The sequence below is a fragment of the Mesorhizobium sp. M0001 genome (assembly GCF_040324255.1).
In the GTDB taxonomy this organism is placed as follows: Bacteria; Pseudomonadota; Alphaproteobacteria; order Rhizobiales; family Rhizobiaceae; genus Mesorhizobium.
The window spans coordinates 131,703-147,289 of sequence record NZ_JAMYVS010000004.1; the positions used below are offsets into that span (position 1 = coordinate 131,703).

Below are 15,587 nucleotides of genomic sequence, written 5' to 3' on the forward strand. Positions count from 1 at the left end.
ACGTGCCCGTGATCGGGTTTCGGAGGGATCCATGCGCAATCCAGTTGTGGCTGTCGCACTTGCCGCCGCCGTCGGCTACGGGTTTTTCAGTTCGCTCGGCCACATGCCGGGCGGAAGTGGCGCTTCGCTGGCGGAGTCGAAGCAGAACGTCGTGTCCTATTCCACCGAGGACAAGGCGATGCAGGCCGCCAAGGACAGCGGCCGCTCGACCCTCAAGCGCTTCCACGAATTGATGGACGCCGGCACACCCGGCACCTACACGGTAAAATTCCCGCTGACCCAGAACGGCGCCACCGAGCATATCTGGCTGCAGCTGGTCGGCTACAGCGACGGCTCCTATATCGGCCTGCTCGCCGACGTCCCGGTCAATGGCAACAAGTACAAGATGGGCGACAGGATGACGGTGACCGAGGCCGACGTCGAGGACTGGATGATCAAGAACGGCAAGGTGATCTATGGCGGCTACACCACGCGCCAGGCGCTTGCGGATATGCCGAAGGAACAGGTTGCAAGATACGGGTTGACCTTCAAGGACTGAGGGTTGAGGCGGGGGCGAGTTTTATCGCGGTGCCTAGAGGGCTGTCGCGCTTTTCGCGTTCGCGTATCTCTGCCGTCTGCGCCAGCACCCAGTCGCGAAACACCTTGATTTTGGGCGCGTTGCGGCGGCTCTCCAGATGCACCAGCCAATAGCCGTCGCCGTCCGATCCAAGCACGCCGAATGGCTGTATCAACTGGCCCTTTTCCAACAGGGCGCTGTAAAGGTTTCTGGTGAGGATCGCGGCGCCCTTGTCGGTCAGCGCCGCCATCGCATCATAGGCCTGCGTACCCAGCTTCGGGCCAGCGATGACGCGATCGGGCTCGAACGGCACGCCGGCAGCCTTGAACCAGATTTCCCACCAGGGATCGTCGGCACAGCATAGCGGCACTTGGTAGAGATCCTCGGGGCGGTGGATGCCGCCGACGCTTTCGGCGAGTCTCGGGCTGAGCATCGGCGTATAGTCCGCCTTGAACAGATAGTGAGCCGTCAGGCCCGGCCATTTTCCACTGCCGGTGCGAATGCCGACATCCATGTCGCCGCGCGTGAAATCGACCAGCCCGTGCGATGTATTCACCTTCACGGCAAGATCGGGATGCATCAGCTGGAATGTTCCAAGCCATACGGCCAGCCAGTTCGATGCGAAGGTTTCCATGGTCGTCACCGACAGCACGCCGGTCGCTCCACCCTTGGTGGCGACCCATGCGTCGGCCAGGGTCGAGAACGCGCCTGTTGCGTGCGGCGCCAGCTGCTGTCCGGCCTCGGTCAGCGCGATCTGCCTTGTTTTTCTTATGAAAAGCGGCGTTCCGGCACGTTCTTCCAGCACCTTTATCTGATAGCTGGCAGCTGATTGGGTCATGCCGAGTTCTTCGGCTGCCTTGGTGAAACTGCCCAGCCGGGCCGCGGCTTCAAAGACCCTGATGGCTCCTAATGGTGGTAGTTCCCAGCTCATGACGCATCAATCCCGCTGATGCATACTACGCGACGTTCGATTGGAAACCAAGCCCGGAAAACGGCATGCTGCATTCATCGGATCAAACCCTGAGGATACGGCAATGACCACCACCATCGCTCTCTACAACACGCTTCGCCGCCCGGTGCTCGACCTCTTCACCGCGCCGTTCAGGCCTCGCAAGCGCGGCTTGCTCGACCGCCGCTCGCTGTCGGATCATTTCCTCAGGGATATCGGTATGCTTGACGGACGCGTGCCTCCCGGCACCATTGGCTAAGCAAGCTCTTTGACCAGGGGAGGGAAAGATGACTGTGCCATCCGAGGATCTGGCGAAGAGCCGCCAAACGATCAACGCCTATGAGGACTATGCCGAACGCTACGACGCTCTGGTGCGGCACGTTCCGAACCAAAGAGAACAGAAATGGCTGAAGCGCCTGGTGAAGATCGCCGGCAAAGGTGGCCGGATTCTGGAAGTCGGTTCGGGGCCCGGATACGATGCGGACTTCGTCGAAGGGCTCGGTGTCCAGGTTCGGCGCACAGACGCAACGAAGCGGTTTCTCGAGTTGCAGGCCGCACGCGGCAAGCATGGTGAGTTTCTCGATCTCATCACCGACGATCTCGGCGGCCCCTACGACGCGGTGCTCGCATTGTGCGTCCTGATCCACGTGCCGCGCGAGCAGGCCGACCAGGTGCTTGCCAAGATTGCCGGGTCGTTGCGGCCGGGCGGCGCCTTCCTCGTCTCGATGCGCATTGGCGATGGCGAGAAGAGCGGCGAATATCATACGGTCTACTGGCGCAGGGACGACTTCGCGGCCCGCCTTGAAAACGCCGGGCTGGTTCTTGTCGGAGACGAATTCAACGTCGGCCGCGATCGCGAAGAGTGGACCACCTTTCTGGCTGTGAGGCCGTCATGACGCGCCGCGGACTGTTTTTGTTCGTGCTGCTCAGCCTCCTGTGGGGCATTCCCTATTTGTTGATCAAGCTGGCGGTTGCCGAGGTGTCGGTGCCCTTCCTGGTCTTTGCCCGAACAGCCGTCGGCGCCCTGGCGCTGCTGCCCTTCGTCCTTGTCCAGCGCAGTTTCGGATGGCTGAAGACACATTGGCCGGCGGTCGCCGCATTCTGTCTGGTCGAGATGATCCTGCCATGGGGGCTGATCACCCATGGCGAAGTCAGCATCGACAGTTCCACCGCCGGACTGCTGATTGCCATGACGCCGGCGGTAACCGTCGCGCTCTCAAAGCTGATGGGCTCGGATGAGCGGCTGGGGATACGCCGCTGGACCGGTCTTTTCCTCGGTTTTGCCGGTGTCTTCGTGCTGGCGCTGCCGACCTTGGGTGGCGGATTTCTCGCGGTCGTCGAGATTCTCATGGCCGCGGCCTGCTATGCCTCGGGTTCGATCATCGCGTCGCGCTGGCTGAACGATGTGCCGGCAACCTCGCTGACGGCAGTCTGTCTGGCAGGGGCCGCGCTGATCTACGCCGTGCCGGCGGCGTTGGCCTGGCCGGCGGCCATGCCGTCGACAACGGTGGTTGGCGCAATCCTCGGTCTTGGCGTGTTTTGCACGGCGATCGCCTTCGCCACCTATTTTCTGCTGGTGCGGGAGATCGGCCCCGAACGGGCGGTCGTCATAACCTATGTGGCGCCCGCCGTCTCCGTGGCAGCCGGCGTGCTCGTCCTTTCAGAGCCGCTCGATATCGGCATTGTAGCGGCTTTCGCGCTCATCCTGTGCGGATCATATCTCGGCACGTGGCGCGCTCCGCCAGAACCGTCCGTGTCCGCGACCTCGGCAAGTTGACCGGCGGCCGCCAGCCGCCGTCAGAAATAAGGTCGCAGGTTCTCGCGAATGCGGTCCAGCACCGTCTTTCCCGAGATATCGGCGGTGAAGGTCTTGCCGGTGATGGTCTCAAAGGCCTGCGTGTAAACCCGCGATGTCTGCTCGATGAGCTCGGCGGGGATTTTCGGAATACGATCCTTGTAGGGATCGCAGCGCGCGGTCACCCAGGCGCGAATAAAGTCCTTGTCGAAACTTTGCGGCCGCTCGCCTGCCTTGAAACGCTCTTCATAGGTTGCCGCAAGCCAGTAGCGGCTTGAGTCGGGCGTATGGATTTCATCGGCAAGGATGATGGTGCCATCCTTGTTCGTGCCGAACTCATATTTGGTGTCGACCAGGATCAGGCCGCGCTTGGCGGCCAGCGCCTTGCCGCGCGCAAACAGCGCCAGCGCATAGCGCGAGACTGTGTCCCATTGCTCTTCCGACAACAGGCCGCGCGTCAAAATCTCGTCGCGCGTCAAGGGCTCGTCATGACCGCCATCGAGCGCCTTGCTGGTCGGTGTGATGATGGCCTGCGGCAGCTTCTCATTGTCGCGCAGTCCGTCCGGCAGGCGGATGCCGTACATATCGCGTTCGCCGTTCTTGTATTTCGTCAGCACCGAAGTGCTGGTGGTGCCGGCGAGATAGTCGCGAACAACGATTTCCACCGGCAGAATGTCGAGCCTGGTGCCGACAACGACATTGGGGTCGGGATAATCGAGCACATGGTTTTGGCAGATGTCCGCCGTTTCCTCGAACCAGTAGCGCGCCGTCTGCGTCAGCAGCTCTCCCTTGAGCGGTATTGCGGTCAGGATCACATCGAAGGCGCTCAGCCGGTCGGTGGCGATGATGATGCGGCGGCCATCCGGCAGATCGTAATTCTCGCGGACCTTGCCTTTGTAGTGGTTCGGGAGTTCCGGAATGAAGGCATCCGAGAGAACGCGCAGTGCTGTCATCCTGGTCTCATGGCTCCTAACAGTTTGGGCGACTCTTAACAAAGTTGAGGGGGCTTCGATACCCGAGGAAGGGCGGTTCGTCCTTTGCGAATAACCAAGACATCGCCTTCGCCGTGCTATCTATTTGCAGCTTCCGGCACTCCTGGGGATCGCGGTGGACGTAGAGCTCAAATTTCTGATTGTCGGATTTGCCTGCGCGATCGCGGGCGGTCTGTCGTTCATCACCTTCGTCAAATGGCGCGAGGTGCAGGCGATGAGCCACTGGCTGCCGGCGCCGGGCAAGATCATCTCGTCGCGCGTCGAGGCGCGCGAAGTCAGAAGGTCGGGCGTCGGCTCGGACAGCAGCGACACCACCGAGCTGCGCAATTTTCCGGCGGTCACCTTCGAATACAAGGTCGGTAAAAAGAAATTTCAAAGCTCGCGCTACAGCGTGAAGGAGAATCTGGGGAATTTCGAAGTCACCGAAACCTTGGCGCAGTTTCCCACCGGCGCTGAAGTGACCGTCTTCTACAATCCGGCCGATCCGGGCAAGGCCGTGATCGAACGCACCCTGCCGGACGGCGCCTTCAAGTTCATGGTCAAGCTCTCGGCCGGGCTGGTGATCGGCACGGTGGTGCTGGTGTTTTCGCTCGGTGGCGTGCTGGAGGCGATCCGGCCGCATTTGCCCAAGCCGCAGAACCTCGGCGCCGGAGCGCTGCTGCTGTTCATGGGCCTGATGATCCTGCGCATGGCCTTCGTCCAGAAGTCGCTTGCCGAGCAGGCGGCAAAATGGCCGGTCGCCCCCGGCCGCATTGACTCCTCCGGTCTGCAGGCGCTGCGAAACTACAGCGGCCATCGACGCTGGAGCACCGTCTTCAAATCCCGCATCGTCTACAGCTACGGCGTCGCCGGCCAGCGCTACACCTCAGACCGCGTCACCTTCGGCGCCACGGTCACCGCTTCAATGCCCGGCCTCGTCAGCGGCCAAGGGCGCAGCTATGCCGAGGGCGGCAAGGTCGACGTGCATTACGACCCAGCCAACCCCGCCTCGGCAGTGCTCGAATGCAGGGTGCGCGGGCTTTGGCTGCTGTGGGTCTGTTCGGCCGCGTTTCTGGGCGGCGCGGCGTGGCTGGTCGGTTTATCTGAGGCGCCCACTTTCATGACAAGACATCCAATGATCGTCCGCAGGCTGGCTGTCGTTTCCCTGGCTCTGCTCGGCGCCGTGCAGGCAGCGAGCGCAAAAGAATGTCTGCTCAGCCATGCCACCTACCGCGAGCCTCGTTCGGGCGCGGTGATGCAATTCCGGCCGTTCGACAATGAGCCGGCGGCACTGACGGCCGAAGTGTTTTCGGTGACCGTCCCCAACACCGACACGCGCTTGCCGGCCGACATCACCTGGACCAATGGCAAAAATTCGTTTCCGCTCGGCACCATCCGCCATGCCTGCACCGACGACGACCGCGAAGCGGGGCTGGAGGACGGCAGCGGGATGTGCCGGATATGGATGGGCCAGGTCTATGCCTTGACCGGAGGCGGCGCCGAGCAGCTGAATTCGCGCGAAGCGACACCGGCGCCGAAAGGGCTGTTGCTGCCCGATTTCGGCGCGGGCTTCACCGAATTTGCCGATTTCGCCAATGCCAATCCGGACGGCTCGGCGTGGGACGCCTTCACATTGACAGGATGCAGCGATGAATAGCGCCATGAGATCGATTGTCTGGATTTGCGTGCTGTTTGCCGCCGCGGCGATATCAGCCGCTGCATATGCGGACGAGCCGTCGCCGTCGCGCCCGCCGATCGACAAATGCGTCTGGGAAAAGCTGGCCGACAAGAGGGTTGGGCTGGCCGCCTGGGTGCAGCGCTGCGATTACGGCTTCCGCCAGATCCATTTCGAATTTGTGGGCAACGCGCTCGCGATCAAATACAGCGACGGCGGCGCGCCCGATCCTCTGGTCGAGGTGTTCGACATCAAGGCAGGCGAAACCGCCGAGGCCGCAGTGCTGCGCCTGTTGCTGGAAAAGACCGACAAATCAGTCAGCGCCCGCTGCGTACTGGCGCCTTATACGCAGGGCACCGTGCCCGCCGGCGTCAAGCGCTACACATTCAACCCCGACGCCGCCTACGCCAAGGAGCTGCAGGCGCTCGCCAGTGATGAAGTTCCCGAACCGCCCTGCGGCGACTGGGGCGAAATGCCGGATGGCATCCAGTATTTCGAGGTACCGGCGGGCGACGGGCACAAGGTGCTGTTTGTGCGAGCGGGGCAGGACGAACCGTTGTTTGACGAGCAGACGCTGAGGGTGGTGGAGTAGGTAGGCGCAGAAAATCCTGGTCGGGGTCTGTCTCTATGCTTCGACGTATTTTGTGAGACTGAGGCCTTTCGGTATATCCAGCCCATCAGCACGCAAGCCCTCGATATGGAACCGTATTGCGTCGCGAATTTCGATTTCCACCTCCGGCACTGTCGCACCAGTCGCGATGCAGCCCGGTAGATCCGGCACATAGGCGGAAAAATTTTCTCCGGCTTTTTCGATTACGACTGCATAACGCATGTCATCAGTCCGTTAGGCCGACCACTTCAGAAGGCTTCGGCGCGCTCTGCCACAACTTGATGCTGGCGCGAAACAAATTTACTGTTGTCTTTTCGGTGGCTGCCTGACCTTCAGCATCTCAGTGCGCTTAGAAATCAATGCAGCGGCTGACGCAATATTGATGGGAGCGCCGGTAATTTTTGAGAGCTTTTCTATATCGTGTCTATGCTCGAATGCAATGAATGGCGGAACTAAGAAATTCCGTGCAAATATATCTGCCTGATCTTCTATGCTATCCAGCGCATTCATATTCTCAAATTGAGGAGAGTAGCCAAGAATATCTTGCTGTTTTGTGCCGCCTATGTGCGCATGTAAGAGTAGATGACCCAATTCGTGGGCCAGTATTCTGCGGCATTCCTGATCTCCGTCGCAAGCTCCGTCATAGATCGACTCTCTAACCAAAATCCTCGGTGGATCATTCATAGCCTGTGCAGTTTTGTCCAGTTCGATGTCACGCCGAACCATCAATTTGAAATCGGGAAGTATCTCCTTCAATCTGAATTCAAGAATTTCTATGATATTTATATAAAGTTTGTCTGAGACGCCGAAGGTACCTCTGAAGTTGCGGGCACGATCGGCGATCTCAAGTTCACTTAGCTTTTCGGAGTTGAAGCGATCCAGGGATTTCATGGTATCCTCCTGGCCGCATGGGCGTTTCAGGCCTTAGGTCGAGGTTGAGCTTCGACGGCCGATTGCGGCTTCGGTCCGAGCATAACGATCAGATACTCATGAGGCACCCCAAAAAGCGCCGCAAGTTGGTCTAGGATGTAATCGGTCGGCCAGATTTCCCCGTTTTCCACACTCGTGATGTATGCGCTGCCTGCACCGATCAACTTTCCGAGCTGGTTCTGTGACCATCTCTTCTCACGGCGTGTGCGCTCAACAAATGCGCCAAATTTTTCCGGACTGCCATTGCTCATGAAAATCTCCTAGGAATCTTCGTCCGACCCTCGATTTCTCAGCTGCACCCGCTCGTCGAGCCGCAGGTATCGCACTTCTCGCAGGTGCCGTTCCGCACCATGGTGAAGTTGTGGCATTCCGAGCATTCGTTGCCGGTGTAGCCTTGCATCAAGGATTGCTGACGCCGCGTGGAGGCAAGCGCCTTTGCCTCGGCCGCTTCTTTCGCTGCTTCGTCGGTGAACAACCCGGTGGGATCGGCTGCCTCCTCGGAAACAATATCTTCGACCAATTCCTTGGCTCGCTCCTCATAGTCGCGCTTGTAGGCGATGGCTTCGTCGCTTGCTGGTTTAAGCGCCAGCACATTGGAGCCTGAGAACGCAGTTGGGGTGACCCGGGCAGGGGCCGCGGCAGGTGATCCGGCAAACCCCTTGGGTTCGCCACCTAGGCCAGACACCAACTTGACCGGCGAGGCGCCGCGGGTAAGGCCCTTCGAGAACGGCGTCGCCTTGCCTTCGTTGATGCCGCGTCCGAGCGCCGTCTTGTCGAAATCCGACTGGTCGACATGGGCGAGGTCGTGGCGGCCGAGGTAGGACACGGCGAGTTCGCGGAACACGTAGTCGAGGATCGACGTCGCATTCTTGATCGCGTCGTTGCCCTGCACCATGCCGGCCGGCTCGAATTTGGTGAAGGTGAAGGCCTCGACAAATTCCTCGAGCGGCACGCCATATTGCAAGCCAAGCGAGATGGCGATGGCGAAGTTGTTCATCATCGCCCGGAAAGCGGCGCCTTCTTTGTGCATGTCGATGAAGATCTCGCCGATGCGGCCGTCGTCGAATTCGCCCGTGCGCAGGTAGACCTTGTGGCCGCCGACGACTGCCTTCTGGGTGTAGCCCTTGCGGCGATTCGGCAGTTTTTCACGATCGCGGTAGAGGCGTTCGATGACGCGCTCGACGATCTTCTCGGTGACCTGCACGGCACGCTGTGAAGCGGGCGCCGCGATCAACTGCTCGACCGCGTCGTCCTCGTCGTCCTCGCTGTCGGCGAGCAGCGACGAATTGAGCGGCTGCGACAGCTTCGAGCCGTCGCGATAGAGCGCGTTGGCCTTCAGCGCCAGCTTCCACGACAGCATGTAGGCGCCCTTGGCGTCTTCCACCGTCGCATCGTTGGGCATGTTGATGGTCTTGGAGATGGCGCCGGAGATGAAGGGCTGTGCCGCCGCCATCATCTGGATGTGGCTGTTGATGGACAGCGAGCGCTTGCCGATCTTGCCGCACGGGCTGGCGCAGTCGAACACCGCGAGATGCTCGGCCTTGAGGAAGGGCGCGCCTTCCAGCGTCATCGCACCGCAGACATGGATGTTGGCGGCCTCGATGTCCTTTTTGGAGAAGCCCAGCGCCGGCAGCATCTCGAACGAGAAATCGTTGAGCTGCTCGTCGGTGAAGCCGAACGTCTCCTTCACCCAGTCGGCGCCGAGCGTCCACTGGTTGAAGACGAACTTGATGTCGAAGGCCGACTTCAGTGCTGCGTTAAGCGCCGCGATCTTGTCGTCGGTAAAACCCTTCGCCTTGAGCGAGCCGGGGTTGACCGCCGGCGCCTGGTTCATGTTGCCGTGGCCGACAGCGTAAGCCTCGATCTCGGCGATCTGGCTTTCTGAATAGCCCAGCGTGCGCAGCGCTTCCGGCACGGCGCGGTTGATGATCTTGAAATAGCCGCCGCCGGCGAGCTTCTTGAACTTCACCAAGGCGAAGTCGGGCTCGATGCCGGTGGTATCGCAATCCATGACGAGACCGATCGTGCCGGTCGGCGCAATCACGGTCGCCTGCGCGTTGCGGTAGCCATGCTCCTCGCCGAGTTCGATGGCGCGGTCCCAGGCAGCCTTGGCGTGCGTGGCCAATTCCTGCTGCTTCAGGTCGGACGCGACCAGCGGCACCGGATTGACGGCGAGCTTCTCGTAGCCCTGTTTCTCGCCATAGGCGGCACGGCGATGGTTGCGCATGACGCGCAGCATGTTCTGGGCATTGCGGTCGTAATCGGCGAAGGCGCCGAGCTCGCCGGCCATCTCGGCCGAAGTGGCATAGGCAATGCCGGTCATGATGGCGGTGAGTGCGGCGCAGATGGCGCGGCCCTCGTCGGAATCATAGGGAATGCCAGACGTCATCAGCAGGCCTCCAATGTTGGCATAGCCGAGGCCGAGCGTGCGGTACTCGTAGGACTGCTTGGCGATCTCCTTCGACGGGAACTGCGCCATCATCACCGAGATTTCGAGGACGACGGTCCACAGCCGCACCGTGTGCTCATAGGCGGCGATGTCGATCGTGCCATCGGCATTGCGGTAGGGCAAAAGGTTGATCGAGGCGAGGTTGCAGGCCGTGTCGTCGAGGAACATGTATTCCGAGCACGGGTTGGAGGCCCGGATCGCACCGGCCGAAGCGCAGGTATGCCAGTCGTTCATCGTCGTGTTGAAATGCAGGCCCGGGTCGGCCGACGCCCAGGCGGCGTAGCCGATCTTCTCCCACAGGTCGCGCGCCTTCAGCGTCTTCAGCACCTTGCCGTCCTTGCGGGCGGTGAGGTGCCAGTCGGCATCGTCCTCGACGGCGCGCAGGAAATTGTCCTTCAGCGACACCGAATTATTGGAGTTCTGGCCGGAAACTGTGAGGTAGGCGTCGGAATCCCAGTCGGTGTCGTAGGTCTTGAACGACATCGAGGTGTAGCCCTGCTTGGCGAACTGGATGACACGGTAGATGTAGTTCTCCGGCACGGCCGACTTCTTGGCCGCCTTGATCTCGCGCTTCAGCGCGGTGTTGATCGACGGGTCGAAGCAGTCGTCATCATGGCCTTCGCAGTTGATGCAGGCCTTCATGATCGCTTCGAGATGTTTTTTCACGATCTTGGAGCCGGTGACCAGCGACGCCACCTTCTGCTCTTCATTGACCTTCCAGTCGATGAATTCCTCGATATCGGGATGGTCGGCGTCGACAATGACCATCTTGGCCGCACGACGCGTGGTGCCGCCCGACTTGATGGCGCCCGCCGCGCGGTCGCCGATCTTGAGGAAGCTCATCAGGCCGGACGAACGGCCGCCGCCCGACAGCTTTTCGCCTTCGCCGCGCAGCATCGAGAAATTGGAGCCGGTGCCCGAGCCATATTTGAACAGACGCGCTTCACGCACCCACAGGTCCATGATGCCGCCTTCGTTGACGAGATCGTCCTGCACGCCCTGGATGAAACAGGCATGCGGCTGCGGATGCTCGTAGGAGGACTTCGACTTGGTCAGCTTGCCGGTAAACGGGTCGACATAATAGTGGCCCTGGCTCGGACCATCGATGCCGTAGGCCCAGTGCAGGCCGGTGTTGAACCATTGCGGCGAGTTCGGCGCAACGCGCTGGGTGGCGAGCATATAGGCGAGTTCGTCGCGGAAGGCGCTCGCGTCTTCTTCCGACTTGAAGTAGCCGCCCTTGTAGCCCCAATAGGTCCAGGTGCCGGCCAGCCGGTCGAAGACCTGGCGGGCGTCGATTTCGGAACCGTAGCGCTCGGCTTCCGGCAGCTTGGCAAGCTCGGCCTCGTCGGCGACGGAGCGCCACAGGAAGGAGGGGACGTCGTTCTCCTCGACCTTCTTCAGGCGCGCGGGCACGCCGGCCTTGCGGAAATACTTCTGCGCCAGGATGTCGGCGGCAACCTGCGAGAACTGCGCTGGCACATCGATATTGTCCAAGCGGAACACCACCGAGCCGTCCGGATTCTTGATCTCCGAAAGCGCCTTGCGGAATTCGATCTCCGCGTAAGCTGATTGGCCTGGCTTGGTGAAACGACGCTCGATGCGCATTGGTCCGGTCCCTTTTGTCTATATATAGCGCTTTTCCCCGGGGATTTCTGCCCCCAATGCGAAACGCGCATGTCCGCCGTCTGCCGGCGTTCGAAAACACCGGCTCTCCTTGTGGCAGTCTTCGTCGCCTTGCCGGTCGAGCTTCTTACGAAGCCGCTGTTCCAACTCTGCGCCGAACCCTGCGGGTCCCTCAAAACTGAATTTTTCCTCGATTCCCTCGACCGAGGGAAATTCACATTATCTAGCGTCGAACCTGCCTGCAAACACTAAATATAGTGTTAACAGACAATTTATTCCAGTCCGACAAATCTCCCTTTTCGCTCCCGAAGCCCCCACGATCCAACGCTTCCGCCAGCCTCGTAAACAGGCGGAAATCATGGCCAAAACGCACAAAATCCGGGAAAAATGACCGGGCTCGAAACTCTCCGGTCGCGCCCTCAACAAGAGCACATGGCACATAAAAGGCGACTCGGTTTGCGTCGTCAAGGATTCGTTTGCGTAGCTTTTGTGACCCCAACATCTTGTGTGTCACATATGTGGATAACGGGGACAAAAAGCGGCTGAGGGAAGCCCGATTCTGCCGGCGTGGACCGCTGGTGAGCGGTTCACCCGAGACAGGCCCGGCCGGATTCTGGCTCACAGCCTTTTCATTTTAGCTGGCGTGCATTATGTCTTTGGCGTCGCGCGGGGGCGCGTCTTGTCAATTCCAAGAGCATCCGTTACGCCCCGCCCATGACAGTTACCGTCCGTTTTGCCCCCTCACCAACCGGCCGCATTCATATCGGCAATGCCCGCACCGCCTTGTTCAACTGGCTGTTCGCCATGAACAACAAGGGCCGTTTCATCCAGCGCTTCGACGACACAGACATTGCCCGCTCAAGGCAGGAATTTTCCGACGCCATCCTCTACGACCTGCACTGGCTGGGGATTTTCCCCGATGCCACCGAATACCAGTCGCGGCGCTTCGAAACTTACGACGCGGCAGTGGAGCGGCTGCAAAGGGCCGGCGTTGTCTATCCCTGCTACGAAACCCCCGAAGAACTCGACCTGCGCCGCAAGGTGCGCCGCACGCGCGGCCTGCCGCCGGTCTATGGCCGCGAGGCGCTGGCGCTTTCGCAGCAGCAGATCGCCGAATACCGGTCGGACGGGCGCCGGCCGCACTGGCGCTTCCTGCTGCCGAACTTCACCAGCGATCCGCTGCAGCCCGAGCGCACCGAAGTGCACTGGAACGATCTGGTGCGCGGCGAGGAAACCGTCGATCTGGCCTCACTGTCCGATCCGGTGCTGCGGCGCGAGGACGGCACTCATCTCTACACGCTGCCTTCGGTCGTCGACGACATCGAGATGGGCGTCAGCCATGTCATCCGCGGCGACGACCACGTCACCAACACCGGCGTGCAGATCGCGTTGTTCAAGGCGCTAGGCGCCGAGCCGCCTGTCTTCGGCCACCACAATCTCTTGACTACGGCCTCGGGCGAGGGTCTGTCGAAGCGCAGCGGTGCGCTGTCGATCGAGAGCTTGCGCGAGGAGGGCATCGAGCCGATGGCGGTTGCCTCGCTGGCCGTCCTTGTCGGCACCTCGGAAAATGTCGCGGCGGTGCATGACATGCCGACACTGGCCGCGCGCTTCGATCCCGCCGCCACGTCGAAATCGGCGGCCAAATTCGACCCGGACGAGCTGTTCGTGCTCAATCGTGCGCTCATGCACCACATGCCTTTTTCCGAGGCGCGGGACCGGCTGATCGTGCTCGGCATCTCCGGCGACAAGGCCGAGCCGTTCTGGCTGGCGGTGCGCGGCAATCTCGACCGGCTGAGCGACGCGGTCGGCTGGTGGCGTATCTTTGCCGACGGCCCGCAGCCGGCGCCGGAATTTTCCGACGAGGATCGCGACTTCCTGCAGCAGGCCTTCGACCTGCTGCCGGAAGAGCCGTGGACCGGCACGGTCTGGAAAGACTGGACGGCCAGGATCAGGGAAGCCAGCGGCCGCAAGGGCAAGGCGCTGTTCATGCCGCTCAGGTTGGCCCTTACCGGACTTGCTTCCGGGCCGGAGCTTGCAGATCTATTGCCGCTGCTGGGTCGGGAAGGAACGCTGGCCCGACGACCCTGACCTTGCGCTGGTCCGGCGGGATCAGCGACACCGGCGACACCACCGGCTTGACGGCAAGGCGCTTGATGGCGGCGCGGTCGAGCCCGCCTTGTACGTTCGCCAGCGTCTCCGGATCCGCGCCCGGATCGGGTTTGGCCGCCGGCACCGGAATGAATGGCGTTGTCTCGGTATCAGGCTGCGATTGCTCGGGCGGTGGCGGGTTGCCGCCGATGATCTCGAAATTTCCGGCCTGCGCATTGCAGCCACAAGCCAGCGGCCGCGACATGTTGGGCTGTTTGTAGAGATAGGCGGTCGGCAACTCGCTGTAGGGCCTGCCGGTCACCGACGACGTCATGTTGGCCGAATCGTCTTCCATGCCGCGCGAATAGAACACCTGCATTTCGGTGCCGGGGCAGCTCGATTCGCAATTCTTCTGGTCGCGCTCGAAATCGCCGAGCGAAGCCGAGTTCGACATCGGGAAGAAATAGCCGTCGCAGGTGCGCACGCAGCTCGTATGGAACTCGCCGCCGACCGTCGGGAAATCCGGCACGCCGGGCTGATTGAGCACCCGGCGCACATTGCGCTCCTCGCCGGGATCATCGGGCTGATCGAGCGTGTCGATCTGCCGGTTGCCGCCGAAAAGCTGGTCGAACAGATTGCCGTCGTCGGGTTCGCGGCTGGCTTCCTGCAGCGGCTCCCGGCGCGGCGCGGGCTCGTCACGGCAGCCATTGGCGTCGAGCGCGGCCAGGATGCGGCCGCGGTCGCGCCGCGAGCCGCCGCCGGCAAGCTGCGCGCGCTTGGCTTGCAACGCATCGAGATTGGCGTTCATGCGATCGATGCTGCTGTTCAGCGCAGCACATTGGCTGACATTGCGCGAAAACAGCGAAAACCCGCAATTCGCATCGCTCGCACGACCGCGCACCTTTGATAGCTGTTCGAACTGGCGGGAGATGGCCTTGTCATACTTCCGCACCATGCTGGAATTGCCGCCGCCATTCGATGAAGAAGCAAGCTCGGCTTCCAGTTGACGGCAAACGCGGGAGGCGGCCTGCGGTTCAGTGGTGGCGACGGCCGAAAGCACAAGCGCTCCGAGCAGCGCAGCCAGGTGCTTCAGCCTCCATCGTCCGCCCGTCATTGCCCGAACCCCGCTTGCCTGCCTGTCTACCGGATTCGCCGTTAACCGTTCCCTCAATCTACAACCAAAGATGGTCTTAGCCCATAGACGCGTTGCAGGAGGCGTTTGGATAGGGCGGCAACTGTGCGATCTCACCGCTGCATGAAAAAAGGCGCAATCGCCCCGGAATTATCCCACGATCCAGCAATGCCCCGGGGACCTGGCATGATCGCGATTACCCGTCGAACCGCGCTGCAGTTCGGTCTGTTGTGCCTGGCGGCGCCCGCCGTCCGGGCGCAGGAAAATCCAGCCGCTCCGGACTGGCGCAGCAAATTGGTCGAAGCCGGGCGTGAGCAGATCGGCGTCACCACCTTCTACGACCCGGCCTATGTCCGCCTCGGCTATCCCGGCGGCGACGTCGCGCCGGATAGGGGCGTGTGCACGGATGTCATCGTGCGCGCCTATCGCCGCGCCTTCAATCTCGACCTGCAGAAACTGGTGCATGAGGATATGGCCGCCAATTTCGCCGCCTATCCCAAGACCTGGGGTCTGAAAGCGACCGACCGCAACATCGACCACCGACGGGTCGGGAATCTTGCCGCATTTTTCGGGCGCAAGGGAGTTTCCTTGCCCGCCAGCGAGTATCCTCCCGACTTTCAGCCGGGCGATATCGTCACCCAGATGCTGCCCGGCAACCTGCCGCACATCGTCATCGTCTCATCCGAACGCACGGCGGACGTGCCGGAACGAGCGCTGGTCATCCACAATATCGGGTCGGGCGCCCGCGAGGAGGACACGCTGTTCGCCTTCAAGCAGACCGGGCATTACCGCTTCGCGCCTGCGTGAGA

General features: G+C 61.4%; 15 protein-coding genes. 8 read left to right on the top strand and 7 right to left on the bottom strand.

Features of this window, described 5'->3' with window-relative positions:
* Positions 1-31: 31 nt before the first annotated feature.
* The gene (locus tag NKK50_RS13460; protein WP_023684921.1) at positions 32-538 is read left to right on the top strand and encodes a DUF2314 domain-containing protein; all 507 of its coding nucleotides are present in this window, start codon (positions 32-34) and stop codon (positions 536-538) included.
* Here NKK50_RS13460 and NKK50_RS13465 read toward each other — a convergent pair.
* The gene (locus NKK50_RS13465) at positions 528-1,487 is read right to left on the bottom strand and encodes a LysR family transcriptional regulator (RefSeq protein WP_023669055.1); all 960 of its coding nucleotides are present in this window, start codon (positions 1,485-1,487) and stop codon (positions 528-530) included. The two genes, NKK50_RS13460 and NKK50_RS13465, sit on opposite strands and share 11 nt — an antisense overlap.
* 103 nt (positions 1,488-1,590) lie before the next feature.
* On the opposite strand from NKK50_RS13465, the gene NKK50_RS13470 reads away from it, so the two are divergent.
* The 3 genes from NKK50_RS13470 to NKK50_RS13480 are packed head-to-tail and all read left to right on the top strand — an operon-like array spanning position 1,591 to position 3,282.
* Positions 1,591-1,764 (top strand): hypothetical protein, encoded by a 174-nt coding sequence (locus tag NKK50_RS13470; RefSeq protein WP_023669054.1) that lies wholly within the window; start codon positions 1,591-1,593, stop codon positions 1,762-1,764.
* A gap of 28 nt (positions 1,765-1,792) precedes the next feature.
* Positions 1,793-2,401, top strand: a complete 609-nt coding sequence (locus NKK50_RS13475; RefSeq protein ID WP_023669053.1) for a class I SAM-dependent DNA methyltransferase — start codon at positions 1,793-1,795, stop codon at positions 2,399-2,401.
* Entirely contained in the window at positions 2,398-3,282 is an 885-nt protein-coding gene (locus NKK50_RS13480) for a DMT family transporter (protein WP_023669052.1), read from the top strand. Before NKK50_RS13475 ends, NKK50_RS13480 begins: the two co-directional genes overlap by 4 nt.
* A 20-nt stretch (positions 3,283-3,302) precedes the next feature.
* Here NKK50_RS13480 and NKK50_RS13485 read toward each other — a convergent pair whose 3' ends face one another.
* Complete coding sequence (locus NKK50_RS13485; protein WP_023669051.1) at positions 3,303-4,244, bottom strand: phosphoribosylaminoimidazolesuccinocarboxamide synthase; 942 nt, start codon at positions 4,242-4,244, stop codon at positions 3,303-3,305.
* A 163-nt stretch (positions 4,245-4,407) separates the two neighbouring features.
* Here NKK50_RS13485 and NKK50_RS13490 point away from each other — a divergent pair, with 163 nt between their 5' ends.
* Both NKK50_RS13490 and NKK50_RS13495 read left to right on the top strand, forming a co-directional pair.
* Positions 4,408-5,928 carry a DUF3592 domain-containing protein gene (locus NKK50_RS13490; RefSeq protein WP_352543543.1) on the top strand — a complete coding sequence of 507 codons (1,521 nt, stop codon included), beginning with the start codon at positions 4,408-4,410 and terminating at the stop codon, positions 5,926-5,928.
* A gap of 4 nt (positions 5,929-5,932) precedes the next feature.
* A complete protein-coding gene (locus NKK50_RS13495; RefSeq protein WP_245263141.1) occupies positions 5,933-6,538 on the top strand; it encodes a hypothetical protein in 606 nt (201 codons plus the stop codon).
* Between the two features lie 33 nt (positions 6,539-6,571).
* On the opposite strand, the gene NKK50_RS13500 is transcribed toward NKK50_RS13495, so the two are convergent.
* From NKK50_RS13500 to NKK50_RS13515, 4 genes are all read right to left on the bottom strand, one after another.
* Positions 6,572-6,778, bottom strand: coding sequence for a type II toxin-antitoxin system HicB family antitoxin (locus NKK50_RS13500; protein ID WP_023684930.1), 207 nt, complete (start codon positions 6,776-6,778; stop codon positions 6,572-6,574).
* Between the two features lie 78 nt (positions 6,779-6,856).
* Positions 6,857-7,447: an ImmA/IrrE family metallo-endopeptidase gene (locus tag NKK50_RS13505; protein ID WP_023684931.1), complete on the bottom strand. Its 591-nt coding sequence runs from the start codon at positions 7,445-7,447 to the stop codon at positions 6,857-6,859.
* Between the two features lie 26 nt (positions 7,448-7,473).
* Positions 7,474-7,737 (bottom strand): helix-turn-helix domain-containing protein, encoded by a 264-nt coding sequence (locus NKK50_RS13510; protein WP_023684932.1) that lies wholly within the window; start codon positions 7,735-7,737, stop codon positions 7,474-7,476.
* A gap of 38 nt (positions 7,738-7,775) precedes the next feature.
* Positions 7,776-11,540, bottom strand: a complete 3,765-nt coding sequence (locus NKK50_RS13515) for a vitamin B12-dependent ribonucleotide reductase (RefSeq protein WP_352543544.1) — start codon at positions 11,538-11,540, stop codon at positions 7,776-7,778.
* 732 nt (positions 11,541-12,272) lie between these two features.
* Between NKK50_RS13515 and gltX the strand changes: the two genes are divergently transcribed.
* Entirely contained in the window at positions 12,273-13,646 is a 1,374-nt protein-coding gene (gltX, locus tag NKK50_RS13520) for a glutamate--tRNA ligase (protein WP_023715973.1), read from the top strand.
* On the opposite strand, the gene NKK50_RS13525 is transcribed toward gltX, so the two are convergent.
* Positions 13,564-14,760, bottom strand: a complete 1,197-nt coding sequence (locus tag NKK50_RS13525; protein ID WP_023694166.1) for a DUF2865 domain-containing protein — start codon at positions 14,758-14,760, stop codon at positions 13,564-13,566. The genes gltX and NKK50_RS13525 overlap by 83 nt on opposite strands.
* A gap of 204 nt (positions 14,761-14,964) precedes the next feature.
* Between NKK50_RS13525 and NKK50_RS13530 the strand changes: the two genes are divergently transcribed.
* On the top strand, positions 14,965-15,585 hold the full coding sequence (locus NKK50_RS13530) for a DUF1287 domain-containing protein (protein ID WP_352543545.1): 621 nt from the start codon (positions 14,965-14,967) through the stop codon (positions 15,583-15,585).
* The last annotated feature ends 2 nt before the right edge of the window (positions 15,586-15,587 follow it).

Bases quoted from the DNA above. Each gene is read 5' to 3' on its own strand.
- NKK50_RS13500 (WP_023684930.1), bottom strand. From the start codon at position 6,778: ATGCGTTATGCAGTCGTAATCGAAAAAGCCGGAGAAAATTTTTCCGCC.
- NKK50_RS13465 (WP_023669055.1), bottom strand. From the start codon at position 1,487: ATGAGCTGGGAACTACCACCATTAGGAGCCATCAGGGTCTTTGAAGCC.
- NKK50_RS13530 (WP_352543545.1), top strand. From the start codon at position 14,965: ATGATCGCGATTACCCGTCGAACCGCGCTGCAGTTCGGTCTGTTGTGC.
- gltX (WP_023715973.1), top strand. From the start codon at position 12,273: ATGACAGTTACCGTCCGTTTTGCCCCCTCACCAACCGGCCGCATTCAT.
- NKK50_RS13470 (WP_023669054.1), top strand. From the start codon at position 1,591: ATGACCACCACCATCGCTCTCTACAACACGCTTCGCCGCCCGGTGCTC.
- NKK50_RS13525 (WP_023694166.1), bottom strand. From the start codon at position 14,760: ATGACGGGCGGACGATGGAGGCTGAAGCACCTGGCTGCGCTGCTCGGA.
- NKK50_RS13460 (WP_023684921.1), top strand. From the start codon at position 32: ATGCGCAATCCAGTTGTGGCTGTCGCACTTGCCGCCGCCGTCGGCTAC.
- NKK50_RS13515 (WP_352543544.1), bottom strand. From the start codon at position 11,540: ATGCGCATCGAGCGTCGTTTCACCAAGCCAGGCCAATCAGCTTACGCG.
- NKK50_RS13480 (WP_023669052.1), top strand. From the start codon at position 2,398: ATGACGCGCCGCGGACTGTTTTTGTTCGTGCTGCTCAGCCTCCTGTGG.
- NKK50_RS13510 (WP_023684932.1), bottom strand. From the start codon at position 7,737: ATGAGCAATGGCAGTCCGGAAAAATTTGGCGCATTTGTTGAGCGCACA.
- NKK50_RS13475 (WP_023669053.1), top strand. From the start codon at position 1,793: ATGACTGTGCCATCCGAGGATCTGGCGAAGAGCCGCCAAACGATCAAC.
- NKK50_RS13505 (WP_023684931.1), bottom strand. From the start codon at position 7,447: ATGAAATCCCTGGATCGCTTCAACTCCGAAAAGCTAAGTGAACTTGAG.
- NKK50_RS13495 (WP_245263141.1), top strand. From the start codon at position 5,933: ATGAGATCGATTGTCTGGATTTGCGTGCTGTTTGCCGCCGCGGCGATA.